Genomic DNA, 13,919 nt, shown 5'->3' with positions numbered 1-13,919 from the left:
ACGACGCGAGCCGTCCCGCCGTCAGGTCGGCGACTTCCTGCCGACGGGTGCCGCGCCACCCAGCCGCACGTCCCCCTCCGGATACGCGTCGTGCGAGAAGCACAGCCGCACGCCCGCCGCCTCCACCCGCTCCAGCATCTCGGACGTCCGCTCGTGCGCCCGTGCGTCGTCGCTGATGAACCGCGGCAGCCGGCGCAGGCGCCCGGACCAGCCGAGGAACTCCCTTCCCCACGCCGCGTCCCCGGCGACCAGCACGCGCCCCTCGACGAGCGCCCCGAGGTGACCGCGTGCGTGCCCCGGGAGCGGCACCACGAGCAGCGACCCGTCGCCGAACAGGTCGAATCCGGTCAGCCCCGCGATCGTCGTCGCGGGCTGCTCGTCCGCCACGATCCCGGCCGCGAACCCCGGCGGCAGCAGCGCGCGGAAGATCCCCTCGCGCACGCGGTTCCGCCGCACGGAGGCGACCTGGCCCGAGGACAGCACGAACGTCGCGTCCGGGAACCAGCGCACGCCGCCCACGTGGTCCGGGTGCAGGTGCGTCAGCACCACGAACTCCACGTCGGCCGGGGTCAGGCCGAGGGCGAGCAGCCGCTGGTCGACGGTCTCGTCGTCCGGCACCGTCGCGGGCAGGATCCGCTCGTACAGCCGTCCGACGAGGCCTGTCCCGCGGAACGTCGGCGGGTAGCCCGTGTCCACGAGCACCCGCCGGCCGCTCGCGTGCGTGTAGAGGAAGACGTTCGAGGGGAAGACGCGGCGGGGGAGCCCCTTCCCGCGGAACACCCGGGACAGCGGGAAGACGGTGCTCCCGCACGCCATCACCTGCAGCGACGACTCAGCCACGCGTCCTCCTCAGGTGCTCGCCGACCCGGCGGATGCCCTCGGCCAGCGGCACGGTCGGCTCGTAGCCGAGCTCGGTCCGCGCCCGCGAGATGTCGAGGGTCTGCGCGTAGGCGAGGGTCGCCACGGTGTAGCGGGTGAACGGCGGCTCGCGGCCGGGCAGCAGCCGGTACACCCGCTCCAGGATCTCGGCGAGCGCGGTCAGCACGCGCAGGTCCACCCGGATGAAGCGCGGCTCCTCGCCCATCGCGGCGAAGAAGCGCTCGAGGAGGTCGCCGAGCGGAGCGGGCTCGCCGTTGGTGATGTTGTAGACGCCGCCGTCGGCCACGGGAGCGTCGGCGGCGAGCACCAGCGCGTGCGCGGCGTTCTCGACGCAGGTGATGTCGACGGGGTTCCGACCGCCGTCGAAGAGGGGGATGCCGCGGCGGCGGCTCGCGGCGACGAAGCGGGGGAGGAGGCTGGGGTCGCCGACGCCGATCAGGCCGCGGGGGCGCAGGATCACGAGCTCGGGGATCCGGCCGGCGCGGTGCGCCTCCTGCAGCAGCCGCTCCGCCTCGATCTTGCTGCGGATGTAGAGGCTCATCCGGCTGCCGGCGTCGACCTCCTCCTCCCGCACCAGGTACTGGTGGCGCCGGGCGGAGTAGATGCTCGGCGAGGAGACGAAGACGAAGCGGCGGACCCCGCAGCGCTCGGCCAGCGCGATCATCGCCTCCGTCCCCGCGACGTTCGCGCGCTCGAACTCGCTCCACGTGCCCCACGGGCTCGAGAGAGCGGCGGCGTGCACGAGCACGTCGGCCTCGACGTCCGTCGCGCCCAGCTCGGCGAGGTCGGCGCGGAGGACCGTGGCGCCCTCCTCCTCCAGCCGCGCCAGCGCCTCGGGGGCGCGACCGGTGGCGAGCACGTCGTCGCCCGCGGCCAGGAACTCGCGCACCGCGTAGCCGCCGAGGAACCCCGTCGCCCCGGTGATCAGCACGCGGCGCCGGCGCTCAGCGGACATCGACGACCTCCAGCCCGCGCTTGCGGCCCCAGTACCAGAGCAGGATCCCCAGGTACCCGAGCGCCTTGCCCTTCCGGATCGACATCAGCACGACCGCGTCCTTGTCGAGCAGCGCCTCGCTCCGCCCGATCACCTGGCAGACCTTGAGGTGCAGCTCCAGGTCCTCGTCCGTGTCGTCGATGCTCGAGCGCGGGAAGCCGTCGACCTGGAGGTACAGCGCGGCGTCGATCGCGAGGTTGCAGCCGGCGGCCATGAACATCCGGTACCGCTGGCCGGGGCGGCGGTAGAAGACGCCCGGCGCGTGCTCCATCAGGCGGATCAGCGCGGTGCCGAGCACGCCGTCGTACCAGCGGTAGACGGCTTCGTCCCGCCGCGGGGACAGGCGGCCGCCGACGAAACGGGCGCCGCCGCGGAGGTCGGCCTTGAGGCGCGCCACCCAGTCGGCGCTCGGCAGGCAGTCGGCGTCCGTGCGGGCGACGGCCGTCGCGCCCTCGGCGATCGCGTGGCGGAAGCCGGTGTCGGAGGCGGCTCCCGTGCCCTTCTGCGCCTCGTCGATCACGGCGACCTGCCGCTCCGGGCACCGGCGGCGGAACTCCTCGATCACGGCGCGCGAGCCGTCGGTGCTGCCGTTGTCGACGAGTAGGAGCGTGAAGTCCGGATCGGTCTGGCGGGCGAGCGCGTCGAGGGCGCCGCCGAGCAGCTTCTCCTCGTCGAGGAAGGGCACGACCACCCAGAAACCGCGCGCGTCCATCCGTCCCCCGCTCCGGGACCATGGTGTCGGCGGGGGCCCGTGCCGTCAAACCGCGCCGAACAGTGCGCGCGGAGGTGCAGAGGCGCGCTATACAGGGATTCGCTCCGCACGTCCCGGGGCAGGAAGGGGCCCGCGTGCCCGACCTCCTCCCGCTCCGCGTCCTCGGCACGGGCGAAGCGCTGCCCGAGCGGATCGTCACGACCGCCGAGGTCGCCGCGCTCTGCGGCCTGCCCGCCGACGAGGCCGAGCGCCGCTCCGGCGTGCGCACCCGCCACTGGGTCACCGACGACGAGGACCCGCTGGAGCTCGGCCTGCTCGCCGCCCGTCGGGCGCTCGCGGCGGCCGGGCTCAACACGGTCGACGTGGTGCTCAACGCCTCGGGCACTCAGCTGCAGGCGATCCCGGACGGAGGCGCGCTGCTCGCGGCGGGACTCGGCCTCGACGACGTCTCGGCGTACAGCGTCGGCGCCACCTGCCTGTCGTTCCTCTTCGCTCTGCAGGAGGCGGGATTCCTCCTCGCCACGGGTCGCGCCGACACCGTGCTCATCGTCTCGACCGACTGCGGCAGCCGCGGCATCGACCCGGGCCAGCCCGAGAGCGCCCTGCTCTTCGGCGACGCGGCCGCCGCCGTCGTGATCGGACGCGCCGAGACTCCGGGCCAGGGCCTGGTCACCACGCACTTCCGCACCCGCCCGAGCGGTGTGGGCCACGCGGAGCTGCGCGGCTTCGGCTCGCGCATCCGCATCGAGGAGGCGCCCGACCGGCTCGCCGACTTCCGCTTCGACATGCAGGGCAAGGCGCTGCTCGTCGACGCGCTGCGGCACTTCCCGGCGTTCCTCGAGGAGGTGCGGCCCGGCCTCTCGAGCGGGCTCCCCGGCATCGACCGGGTGGTCCCGCACCAGACCAGCGCGGCCGGGCTCGAGGGCATGGCCCGCCTCTGGGGTCGCGACCGGATGACGATCACGCTCGGCGAGGTCGGCAACACGATCGGCAGCGCGATCCCGCTGGCCCTGCACCGCTCGCGCGTGCAGCCGGGGGAGTCGGTGCTGCTGGTGGGCACGGGCGCGGGCACGCACTACGGCGCGGTGATCCTGCAGGCGTGAGAGGCGGCGCCTAGCCGAGGAGCGACAGGGCCGAGAGCCCGAGGAACGGCGCCATCACCACGAGGCAGACCGCGGCGGACGGCAGGAACCCGTGGAAGGAGTCCCGCCCGCCGACCAGACGGGCGAGCAGTCCCGTGACCAGCGGTGGGAGCAGGAACAGCAGCAGCCACGGAGCCAGGACCTCCGCGCGCGGCGCCGTCCAGTCGGGCTGGTCGTCGCGGTCGAGCGGAGGGAGCCGCACGAGGAGGAACGCGGCCGTGAGGACGATCGCGGGGAGGACCGACAGGCAGGTGAGCGTGATCGCGGTGAACCTCGCCCCGTCGTCCCGGGAGTACCGGGCACAGTCGGGTTCGGGCGCAGGTCCCCGGTCGGTGTCCTCGTCCCAGCCCGGACTGCTGAATCGGATGCGTCCCATCAGGCGATCATGCCGTTCCGGAGCGGGGTCGCGTTGCGGCCGACGAGACCTCCGTCATCCCCGCCGCCCGACCAGTGCCCGCAGCGCATCGCGGACGAACCGGGCGCCGGCGACTCCGCCGTAGTGCGCCGCGAACCGCTCGTCGTCGACGTACATCTCGCCGAGCCCGAGCAGGTACTCGTCGCTCGGGCCGCCGGTCGCGTCGCGGGGCGTGCCCGGCACCTCGGCGAGCCAGGCGCGGTGCCGCTCGGCCAGCGCGAGCGCCTCCGCCCCGGTCGGATCCGCCCCGCTCGCCGCCACGGCGGTCCACGCGTCGGCGAGGTCCGCCTGCCGCCGCTGCCACTGCTCGCGGTCCTCCGCGCTCATCGAGCGCCACCAGCGGTCGCCGTCGGCGTACGCCGGAGCACCCCAGCGGCGCTCCACCTCCTCGCGGTGCTCCGCGTGGTCGAACCCGTCGAACATCTCCTCGGCCATCGGCCCGTTCCCTTCTCTCATCGTGGTGATCGTCCCGGCGACCGCTCGGATGCGGCGGTCGAGACGTCGGCGCTCCTCCTGGAGCACGTCGAGGTGCCGCTCGAGAGCGGCCACCGGCTCCGCGTCGCGCCGCAGGATCCGCCCGATCTCGGGCAGCCCGAGACCGAGGTCGCGCAGCAGCAGGATCCGCTGCAGCGTCACGAGCGCGGCGGCGTCGTAGTAGCGGTAGCCGTTCGCGCCCACCCGGCTCGGCGGCAGCAGCCCCTCGGCCCCGTAGTGCCGCAGCGTCCGGCTGGTCGTACCGGCCAGCCGCGCCACCTCGTGCACGGTCCACTCCTGCTCCACAGCGCCCTCCGTCTCCGCGTCGCCGGGGACTCCGGCGGCGATGGAAGCGACGGTACGGGTTGACGCGGCGTCAACGTCAAGCGGCGGGAACGGATCCGCTGGCGGGCGCCGATCCTGCGGGTTCCCACCCGGAGGACGAGCTCGGTCACCGGCACCGCGGCGATCGAGCAGCAGGCGGCGGGCACCACGGTCAGCAGCGCGACGACGGCGTCCGTCCCGTCGCCCGCGTCGGTCCACGCCGCGATCGAGACCACGATCCAGGCGATCGCGAGGATGCAGACCGTGGAGGCCGACCAGAGGACCGGCCAGGGCGCGCGACCCCGTCCCGCGGAGTAGGGGAGCCCGCCGACGGCCGCCGTCACGGCGGTCGCCAGGAGTGCTCGAGCGAGCGGGAGGAGCAGCTCGCCGGGGTCCCGGCCGGTGTCGAGGGAGGACAGGGCGAACAGGACCGAGGTCGTCGCGAGCGAGAGGACCCCGGCGACGGCGACGAGCGTCAGCAGGGTCCGGACCGCGACGCTCACCGGTCGCCTCCGGCGAGGAACGCGCCGCGCTCCTCCAGCAGCCGCCGCAGGTGCCGGTCGAGCACCAGCCGCTCCGCGATCCGCCCGAGGACGCCGAGCGGGGCGGAGTACTCGAGCCGGTCGATCATCACGGAGCCGGAGCCGGAGCCGGAGCCGGAGCCGGAGTCGGAGCCGTCGGGCTCGAAGCGGTGCTCGTGCCGGAAGGTCGCGAAGGGTCCGCGGGTCTGCTCGTCGACGAAGGAGTTCGGGGCGTCGAGCGCGGTGACGGTGCTGGTCAGTCGGAGCGGGACGCCGAAGTGCCGGGCGCTCCAGGTCACGAGCTCGCCGAGCCCGATCAGCCCGGTGGTCGTCCCGGACACCGCGCGCTCGCGAGCGCCGGCCTGCGAGCGCATGTGTAGATCGATGTCGCGCGCCCGGTCGAACATCTCGGCGGCCGGGCGGGCGGAGCGGGTCACGACCTGGAGGAGCACGGTGTCGATCCTGCCCGCCGCGCCTGCGGCCGGCCACGGACGCGCCGGTCCGCCCGCCTCACCAGCTCGTCACCACGGTCCGCGTGATCACCCACCCCTCGTCGCGGCGGACGAGGCGGCTCGTCAGCTGGAGCCGCCAGGTCGCGTGCAGGCGGCCGATGGTCGCCTCGGTGATGGTGCGGGAGGTGAGCACCGGGTGCGCGGCGCCGCCCGAGAGGGCGCTCTCGACGTGGTCGATCTCGTGGTACTCCTTGCGCGCCTCGTCGATGTCGGCGAGCCACTCCTCCCGCGACTGCACCAGGCCGGTCGGGTGCTCGATCACGAAGCGCTCGTCGAGCAGCGCCTCGAGCGCGGGCAGGTCCACCAGCTCCAGCGCGTCGAAGAGGGCGGCGTGCACCGCGGTCGGGCCGTCGTCCTCCAGCTCGTCGCCCGTGCCGGCGGTCCCGTCGTCGCTCATGCCGGCGGTCCCGTCGTCGCGCGGCGGACGAGCTGCGTCGGCAGCTGCACGTGCAGCGAGCGCGGCTCGCGCCCGGCCATCAGCGCGATCAGCATCTCGGCGGCGGTCGCTCCGAGCGTCTGCATCGGCTGGCGGACGGTGGTCAGCGGCGGATCGAAGCGAGCGGCCTCGGGCACGTCGTCGAAGCCGATCACCGACAGGTCGTGGGGCACGGCGAGGCCCAGGTGCGCGGCGGTCTCGATGATCGCCAGAGCCGAGACGTCGTTGGCGGCGAAGACCGCGGTCGGGCGGTCGGGCAGTGACAGGAGCGAGGAGGCGGGCCGCCGGGCGGTGTCGCGGTGGTAGTTGCCCACCCGCAGCAGGCGCTCGTCGAAGGCGATGCCGGCCTCCGCCAGCGCCGCCCGGTAGCCGGCCTCCCGCAGCCGCGCCGAGCGCAGGTCGCCGCGGCCCGCGACGAAGCCGATGCGGCGGTGCCCGAGGGCGACGAGGTGGCGGGTGGCGAGCAGGGCGCCGCCGAAGTTGTCGGACTCGACGGTCGGCAGGTCGGCGCGGCCGGTGTGCGGGTCCACGGCGACGAGCGGGATGTCGGAGGGCGCGCTCACCACGCTCGGCGTCACCATGATCGCCCCGTCGATGAGGGTGCCGCTGAGCCGGCTGAGCGAGCGCCGCTCCCAGCCCTCCTGCTCGCCCTCGTGGGAGCCGGAGTAGGCGAGCAGGTCGAACCGCGACTCCGCCAGCACCGACCCCACGCCCTTCAGGATCTCGGCGCTGAACGGCTCGAACCCCGCGACGAGCACGCCGATCACGCCCGTGCGCCGGGAGCGCATGCTGCTCGCGACGAGGCTCGACTCGTAGCCGAGCTCGCGCACGACCTCGAGCACGCGGGTGGCGGTGGAGGGGGCGATGCCGTAGCGGCCGTTCACGGCCTTGGACACCGTCGCCACCGAGACGCCGGCGGCAGCGGCGACGTCGTGGATGGTCGGTCGGGTGGTCATGTGGCCGACTGTAACCCGTGCTTCGAAAACCATTTCGAAAACGTTTGACCACTTTCGCAAGCACTGCGGACACTGACTCCACCCGCGAAGGCGGGAACCCCCACGGCGCCGGTGCACCAGGCGGCGCCCTCGATGAAGAGAACGGTTGGACGATGAAGTTCAGGAAGATCGCAGTGGCGACAGCAGCCCTGCTCGGCACGGTCGCGGCCCTCACCGGCTGCTCGGGCCAGGACTCGGGATCGAGCGACGGCACCGTCGCGATGACCCTCTGGCAGAACTCGACCACGGGCCCCGGCCAGGAGTTCTGGGACAAGACGATCGCGGACTTCGAGGCCGCGAACCCCGGAGTGACCATCGAGTCGCAGGCCATCCAGAACGAGGATCTCGACGGCAAGCTCCAGACGGCGCTCAACTCGGGCGACGCCCCCGACGTCTTCCTCCAGCGCGGAGGCGGCAAGCTCGCCGCCATGGTCGCGGGCGGACAGCTGAAGGACCTCACCGACGGCATCTCGGACCAGGCGCGCAGCGAGATCCCCGAGGGCTCGTTCTCGGCGAACACGCTCGACGACAAGGTCTGGGCGATGCCGGTCGCCGTCCTCCCGGGCGGCCTGTTCTACAGCCAGGACCTCTTCACGGCGGCGGGCGTCACCGAGACGCCGAAGACCATCGACGAGCTCGACTCGGCGATCACGAAGATCAAGGGCAGCGGAGCCCAGGCCGTCGCGCTCGGCGCGAAGGACGCCTGGCCCGCCGCGCACTGGTACTACTTCTTCGCGCTCCGCGAGTGCAGCGCCGATACCATGGCCGAGGCGGCCGACACCAAGGACTTCTCGGACGACTGCTGGGTCCGCGCGGGCGAGGACCTGCAGGACTTCTCGGCCACCGAGCCGTTCAACGAGGGCTTCCTCACCACCGCCGCCCAGCAGGGCGCGGGCAGCTCGGCCGGACTCCTCGCCAACCACCAGGCGTCGATGGAGCTCATGGGCGCGTGGAACCCCGGCGTGATCGCCTCCCTCACCCCCGACGAGAAGCCGCTGCCCGACCTGGGCTGGTTCCCCTTCCCCGAGATCGACGGCGGCGACGGCGAGGCCGGCGCGATCATGGGCGGCGTCGACGGCTACTCCTGCTCCGCGGGCGCTCCCGACGAGTGCGTCGACTTCCTCAACTACCTGGCCACCTCCGACGTGCAGAAGGAGTACTACGCGGCCTTCAACGCGCCCCCGGTGAACACCGTGGCGCAGGAGGCGGTCACCGAGCCGTACCTGCAGCAGATCCTCGAGGCCTACAACTCGGCCCCGTACGTCTCGCAGTGGCTCGACACCGTCTACGGCCTCAACGTCGGCAACGCGCTGAACGTCGGAGTCGTCGACCTGCTGGCCGGCAAGAGCGACCCCGAGCAGCTGGTCGAGGCCGTCAACGCCGCCGCGGCGAAGGCCTAGCCACCATGGCACTCCGCGAGAGCCCGCTCCTCGGAGTGGATGAGCCCCGCGGGACCGCGCGCACCGGAGGCGTCACCTCGACGCCTCCGGTGCGCCGGCGCCGCCGCAGCGTGGGCTGGGCGGGGCGCTTCGAGATCGCGCTCCTGGTCGGCCCGGCGCTGATCGTCTTCCTCGCCTTCGTGATCTTCCCGGTCGTGATGGCGGCCTACTACGGCTTCTTCAGCTGGCAGGGCTACGGAGTGCCGACGGACTTCGTCGGCTTCCGCAACTACCTGACGATCCTGCAGGACCCCACCTTCCACGACGCCCTCGCGCACAACGGCATCATCGTGGTGCTCTCGCTCGTGCTCCAGGGGCCGGTCGCGATCCTCCTGGCGCTGCTGCTGAACCGCAAGCTGCGCGGGCAGTCGATCATCCGCGTCCTGATCTTCGTGCCGTACGTGATCTCGGAGGTCGTCGTCGGCACCGGCTGGAGCCTGATGCTCCAGACCAGCGGCGCGGTCAACGGCCTGCTCGAGAAGGTCGGCCTCGGCGCGCTGAAGCAGGACTGGCTCTCGGATCCGGCGATCGCGATCTGGACGCTGATGCTGATCATCACGTGGAAGTACATCGGCTTCGCCGTGATCCTCTTCCTCGCGGGACTGCAGGGCATCCCCGAGGAGCTGTCCGAGGCCGCGGCCATCGACGGCGCCTCCTACTGGCAGGTGCAGCGGCGGATCACCCTGCCCCTGCTCGCGCCGACCCTGCGGATCTGGGCGTTCCTGTCGATCATCGGCGCACTGCAGCTGTTCGACCTCGTCTACATCATCTGGGGCCAGTACGTGTCCTCGACCGCGGGCACCTCGACCATGGCGATCTACCTGGTCACCAACGGCCGCAATGCCGGCAACTACGGGTACGGGAACGCCGTCGCGGTGGTCCTGTTCCTGATCTCGCTCGTGGTGGCGCTGCTCTACCAGCGCTTCGTGCTCCGGCGCGACACGGCGGGCGCACTGACGGGAGACAAGCGATGACCGGCACGACGATGACGGCCCCGCCTATCACTCCGGAGACCCCTCGGCCTCTCGCGGCGAAGCGGCGCCGGCAGCCCCTGGGCCGCGGCACCACGATCGCCTACGTCGTGGCGATCGTCGTGATCGCGCTGATGCTCGCCCCGGTGGCGTACATCATCCTCGGCGGCTTCCGCACGAACGCGCAGATCACCACCGACCCGGCGGGCCTGCCCTCGCCGTGGAACGTGCAGAACTACCTCGACGTGATCACCGGCGGAGTCTTCTGGCAGGAGGTCGGCAACTCCACCATCGCCGGCCTCGCGACGACGCTCGGCGTGGTCGTGCTCGGCCTGATGGCGAGCTACGTCCTGGCCCGCTACGACTTCACCGGACGCGGCGTGTTCTACGCGCTCTTCGCCGCCGGCCTGATGTTCCCGATGACCGTGGCGATCACTCCTCTCTACCTGGTGATCAAGAGCCTCGGCCTGATGAACTCGCTCGCCGGAGTGGTGCTGCCGCAGATCGCGTTCGGCCTGCCGACCACGATCATCATCCTGGTGCCGTTCCTCCGCGCGATCCCGGACGAGATCCAGGAGGCGGCCTTCATCGACGGCTGCAGCCGGATCGGCTTCTTCTTCCGGATGGTCGTGCGCCTGGCGATGCCCGGCGTGATCACCACGGGGATCCTCGCGTTCATCGCGAGCTGGAACAGCTACCTGCTGCCCCTGTTCATCCTCAACAACGAGTCCACCTTCACGCTCCCGCTCGGAGTCCAGGCGTTCTCGTCGCAGTACTCGGTCGACACGGCGAAGGTGCTCGCCTTCGTGTCGCTGTCGATGATCCCGGCGCTGATCTTCTTCAGCGTCTTCGAGCGCCGCATCGTCGGCGGGCTGACGGGGGCGGTGAAGGGATGAGCGGATCGCTCCGCCCGTCCGCCGCGTCCCCCGTCCCGTCCGCACCCGTCGCCCCACCCGCAGAGAGGGTCGCACCGTGACCGCACCGCACGCACCAGAGGACCCACAGGCTCCGTCCGCCCGCACCACCGAGCTGCTGGGCCGGATGACGCTGGAGGAGAAGCTCTCCCAGCTGGTCGGCTACTGGGTCGACCAGGGCGGCGAGGTCGTCGCCCCGCTCGCCGGCGAGATGGCCACCTCGACCGGGTACGCCGAGGCGACCCGCGAGGGGATCGGCCAGCTGACCCGCGTCTACGGCACGCGCCCCGTCGATCCGCTCGAGCGCGCTCAGTGGCTGTGGGCGGAGCAGCGCCGGCTCGTCGAGGAGACGCGGCTGGGCATCCCGGCGATCGTCCACGAGGAGTGCCTGACCGGGCTCGCCGCCTGGCAGGCCGCGACGTTCCCGACTCCGCTCGCCTGGGGAGCCTCGTTCGACCCGGAGCTCGTGGCCGAGCTCGGCGCCGTGATCGGCGGCTCGATGCGCGAGCTCGGGATCCACCAGGGCCTGGCGCCCGTGCTCGACGTGATCCGCGACCCCCGCTGGGGCCGGGTCGACGAGTGCATCGCCGAGGACCCGTACGTCGTCGGCACGATCGGCACCGCGTACGTGCAGGGGCTGCAGTCCACCGGCGTCGACGCGACGCTGAAGCACTTCATCGGCTACTCCGCCTCCCGCGGCGGCCGCAACCACGCGCCGGTGCACGCCGGACCGCGCGAGATCGCGGACGTGCTGCTGCCGCCGTTCGAGATGGCGATCCGCGACGGGGGCGCCCGCTCGGTGATGAACTCCTACGCCGAGATCGACGGGGACCCGGTCGGAGCGACGCCCGCCTACCTCACGGGCGTGCTGCGCGAGCGCTGGGGCTTCGACGGCGTGGTCGTCGCCGACTACTTCTCCGTCGCGTTCCTCCACCTCATGCACGCGGTCGCCGCCGACCTGGGCGAGGCGGCCGAGCTGGCGCTCGCCGCGGGGATCGACGTGGAGCTGCCCACGGGCGATGCGTTCCTCGCTCCGCTGGCCGCGCGCATCCGGGCCGGGGAGGCCGACGAGGCGCTCGTCGACCGGGCCGTGCTGCGGGTGCTCGCGCAGAAGGAGCGTCTCGGCCTGCTCGACGCGCGCTTCGACGACGCCCCCGAGTCGATCGACCTCGACTCGCCGGCCCACCGCGACATCGCCCGCCGCCTGGCCGAGGAGTCGGTGGTGCTGCTCGCCAACGACGGCGTCCTGCCGCTCGCTGCGCCGCACCGCCTCGCGCTGATCGGCCCCAACGCCGACAGCGCGCCCGCGCTCATGGGCTGCTACTCCTTCGCCAACCACGTGCTGGCGCACCACCCGGGCGTGCCGCTGGGCTTCGAGATCCCGACGGTCGCGGACGCGCTGACCGACGAGTTCGGCTCGGCCGAGCTGCTGCTCGCCGAGGGCTGCTCGGTCGAGGGGGACGACGACTCCGGGATCGCCGAGGCGGTCCGGGCGGCCGCCGACTCCGATGTGGCGATCGTGGTCGTCGGCGACCGGGCGGGCCTGTTCGGCCGCGGCACGGTCGGCGAGGGCAACGACGTCGAGAGCCTCGAGCTCCCGGGCCGCCAGCGCGAGCTGGTCGAGGCGGTCGTGGCGACCGGGACTCCGGTCGTGCTCGTGCTGCTGACCGGCCGCCCCTACGCCGTGGGCTGGGCGCTCGACGGGCCGTCGGCTCCCGCCGCCGTGCTGCAGGCGTTCTTCCCGGGGGAGGAGGGCGCCGGCGCGATCGCGGGCGTCGTCTCGGGACGGGTCGATCCCTCCGGCCACCTGCCGGTCTCGCTGCCGCGCTCGGCCGGGGCGCAGCCGTTCTCGTACCTGCACCCGATCCTCGGCGGGCCGTCGGACGTGACCTCCGCCGACAGCACGCCGGTGCGCCCGTTCGGCCACGGCCTCTCGTACACGGCCTTCGCCCGGACGGAGCTGGCGGTCGAGGAGTCCGCCCCGACGGACGGCTCCTTCACGGCGACCGTGCGCGTCCGCAACACGGGCGGGCGGGCGGGCATCGACCTGGTGCAGCTGTACGCCCGCGACGTGTTCGCGAGCGTGACCCGGCCGGTGGCGCAGCTGCTCGGCTACGCGCGGGTCGCGCTCGAGCCCGGCGAGGAGGCGGAGGTCCGCTTCGAGGTCCCGGCCGCGCGCCTGGCCTTCACCGGACGCGAGGGCGTGCGGATCGTCGAGCCCGGCCGCGTCGAGCTGTGGGTGGGCCCGGACTGCGCGACGCGCGAGACGGAGGCGGCGCTCGAGCTGGTCGGCCCGGCCGCCGCTGTCGACGCCTCCTCGCAGCGCCTCGTCGGCACGCGGGTCCAGCGGGCGGGAGCGGGCGTCCCGGCCTGACCCCGTCCACAACGCAGGAAGGATCGCCTCGGCGGCCCGTGGATCCGCGGATCCCGGTGCTCGCGGGGCGCTACTTTCTGCGGTCTGAGCACGGCGCGGCTCCGGCACCGCTCTGGCGCGGCTCGGACGGGCGCGGCAGGCTGGGGGGATGAGCGACGACGCGAAGCAGACCCTCCTCCGCTATCTGCAGGAGGGGCGCGACGCCCTGCTGCAGAAGCTCGACGGGCTCGACGAGTACGACGTGCGGCGGCCGCTGGTTTCGACGGGCACGAACCTGCTCGGCCTGGTGAAGCACGTGGCGGGCACCGAGGCGGGCTACCTCGGCGCCGTGTTCGGGCGGCCGTTCTCGGAGCCGATGCCGTGGATGGAGGACGAGTCGGAGCCGAACTCGGACATGTGGGCGACGGCCGACGAGTCCCTGGCCGACGTCGTCGCGCTGTACCGCCGCGTGTGGGCCCACTCCGACGCGACGGTCGTGGCCCTCCCGCTCGACGCTCCCGGGCAGGTCCCCTGGTGGACGAACCGCGACGTGACGCTGCACCGGATCCTCGTCCACATCACCGCGGAGACGCACCGGCACGCCGGCCACGCCGACATCGTCCGCGAGCTGATCGACGGGCGGGTCGGGCTCCGGACGCCCGGCGACAACCTCCCGCCGGTGCCGGAGGAGTGGTGGCCGGAGTACCGGGAGCGCCTCGAGTCGCTGGCGCGCGCCGTCCGCGACCGGGGCTGACGTGCCGGCGTCCGTCGGCATCGCGGTCACGCCTGCGCGCGCGGCGCGGCTGCTCGACGACCTCGATCCCGCGACGGAGGCGGC

The 13,919-nt window shown here is 73.1% G+C and carries 14 protein-coding genes; 6 read left to right on the top strand and 8 right to left on the bottom strand.

Annotated elements, in window-relative coordinates:
- Nucleotides 1-21: 21 nt before the first annotated feature.
- Genes C5C95_RS04860 through C5C95_RS04850 form a run of 3 tightly spaced genes read right to left on the bottom strand, consistent with a single transcriptional unit; the run spans nucleotide 22 to nucleotide 2,585 of the window.
- Nucleotides 22-840, bottom strand: coding sequence for an MBL fold metallo-hydrolase (locus C5C95_RS04860; RefSeq protein ID WP_104323928.1), 819 nt, complete (start codon nucleotides 838-840; stop codon nucleotides 22-24).
- Nucleotides 833-1,834 carry an NAD(P)-dependent oxidoreductase gene (locus C5C95_RS04855; RefSeq protein WP_104248080.1) on the bottom strand — a complete coding sequence of 334 codons (1,002 nt, stop codon included), beginning with the start codon at nucleotides 1,832-1,834 and terminating at the stop codon, nucleotides 833-835. The genes C5C95_RS04860 and C5C95_RS04855 overlap by 8 nt, the downstream gene beginning before the upstream one ends.
- Nucleotides 1,824-2,585, bottom strand: a complete 762-nt coding sequence (locus C5C95_RS04850) for a glycosyltransferase (RefSeq protein WP_104261373.1) — start codon at nucleotides 2,583-2,585, stop codon at nucleotides 1,824-1,826. Before C5C95_RS04850 ends, C5C95_RS04855 begins: the two co-directional genes overlap by 11 nt.
- Nucleotides 2,586-2,719: 134 nt before the next feature.
- Here C5C95_RS04850 and C5C95_RS04845 point away from each other — a divergent pair, with 134 nt between their 5' ends.
- A complete protein-coding gene (locus C5C95_RS04845; protein WP_219814742.1) occupies nucleotides 2,720-3,688 on the top strand; it encodes a 3-oxoacyl-ACP synthase III family protein in 969 nt (322 codons plus the stop codon).
- A 10-nt stretch (nucleotides 3,689-3,698) separates the two neighbouring features.
- On the opposite strand, the gene C5C95_RS04840 is transcribed toward C5C95_RS04845, so the two are convergent.
- The 5 genes from C5C95_RS04840 to C5C95_RS04820 form a co-directional block, all read right to left on the bottom strand.
- Nucleotides 3,699-4,103 carry a hypothetical protein gene (locus C5C95_RS04840; protein WP_104323926.1) on the bottom strand — a complete coding sequence of 135 codons (405 nt, stop codon included), beginning with the start codon at nucleotides 4,101-4,103 and terminating at the stop codon, nucleotides 3,699-3,701.
- Between the two features lie 54 nt (nucleotides 4,104-4,157).
- Nucleotides 4,158-4,922, bottom strand: coding sequence for a MerR family transcriptional regulator (locus C5C95_RS04835; RefSeq protein WP_104323925.1), 765 nt, complete (start codon nucleotides 4,920-4,922; stop codon nucleotides 4,158-4,160).
- A gap of 517 nt (nucleotides 4,923-5,439) precedes the next feature.
- A complete protein-coding gene (locus C5C95_RS17340) occupies nucleotides 5,440-5,913 on the bottom strand; it encodes an SRPBCC family protein (protein WP_308471516.1) in 474 nt (157 codons plus the stop codon).
- A gap of 58 nt (nucleotides 5,914-5,971) precedes the next feature.
- Nucleotides 5,972-6,370, bottom strand: a complete 399-nt coding sequence (locus C5C95_RS04825) for a nuclear transport factor 2 family protein (protein WP_104317333.1) — start codon at nucleotides 6,368-6,370, stop codon at nucleotides 5,972-5,974.
- Nucleotides 6,367-7,365, bottom strand: a complete 999-nt coding sequence (locus C5C95_RS04820) for a LacI family DNA-binding transcriptional regulator (RefSeq protein WP_104224902.1) — start codon at nucleotides 7,363-7,365, stop codon at nucleotides 6,367-6,369. Before C5C95_RS04820 ends, C5C95_RS04825 begins: the two co-directional genes overlap by 4 nt.
- A gap of 152 nt (nucleotides 7,366-7,517) precedes the next feature.
- Here C5C95_RS04820 and C5C95_RS04815 point away from each other — a divergent pair, with 152 nt between their 5' ends.
- The 5 genes from C5C95_RS04815 (at nucleotide 7,518) to C5C95_RS04795 (ending at nucleotide 13,835) form a co-directional block, all read left to right on the top strand.
- Nucleotides 7,518-8,804: an ABC transporter substrate-binding protein gene (locus C5C95_RS04815; RefSeq protein WP_104226346.1), complete on the top strand. Its 1,287-nt coding sequence runs from the start codon at nucleotides 7,518-7,520 to the stop codon at nucleotides 8,802-8,804.
- A gap of 5 nt (nucleotides 8,805-8,809) precedes the next feature.
- Nucleotides 8,810-9,817 carry a carbohydrate ABC transporter permease gene (locus C5C95_RS04810; protein WP_104226347.1) on the top strand — a complete coding sequence of 336 codons (1,008 nt, stop codon included), beginning with the start codon at nucleotides 8,810-8,812 and terminating at the stop codon, nucleotides 9,815-9,817.
- Nucleotides 9,814-10,710 carry a carbohydrate ABC transporter permease gene (locus C5C95_RS04805; RefSeq protein ID WP_104308476.1) on the top strand — a complete coding sequence of 299 codons (897 nt, stop codon included), beginning with the start codon at nucleotides 9,814-9,816 and terminating at the stop codon, nucleotides 10,708-10,710. The genes C5C95_RS04810 and C5C95_RS04805 overlap by 4 nt, the downstream gene beginning before the upstream one ends.
- Before the next feature lie 145 nt (nucleotides 10,711-10,855).
- Complete coding sequence (locus tag C5C95_RS04800; protein ID WP_104323924.1) at nucleotides 10,856-13,102, top strand: glycoside hydrolase family 3 N-terminal domain-containing protein; 2,247 nt, start codon at nucleotides 10,856-10,858, stop codon at nucleotides 13,100-13,102.
- Between the two features lie 148 nt (nucleotides 13,103-13,250).
- Complete coding sequence (locus C5C95_RS04795; protein ID WP_104323923.1) at nucleotides 13,251-13,835, top strand: DinB family protein; 585 nt, start codon at nucleotides 13,251-13,253, stop codon at nucleotides 13,833-13,835.
- Nucleotides 13,836-13,919 lie beyond the last annotated feature (84 nt).

It is taken from the genome of Rathayibacter sp. AY1B7, from assembly GCF_002932735.1.
GTDB lineage: Bacteria > Actinomycetota > Actinomycetes > Actinomycetales > Microbacteriaceae > Rathayibacter.
This window is presented reverse-complemented; position numbering and strand designations above follow the sequence as displayed.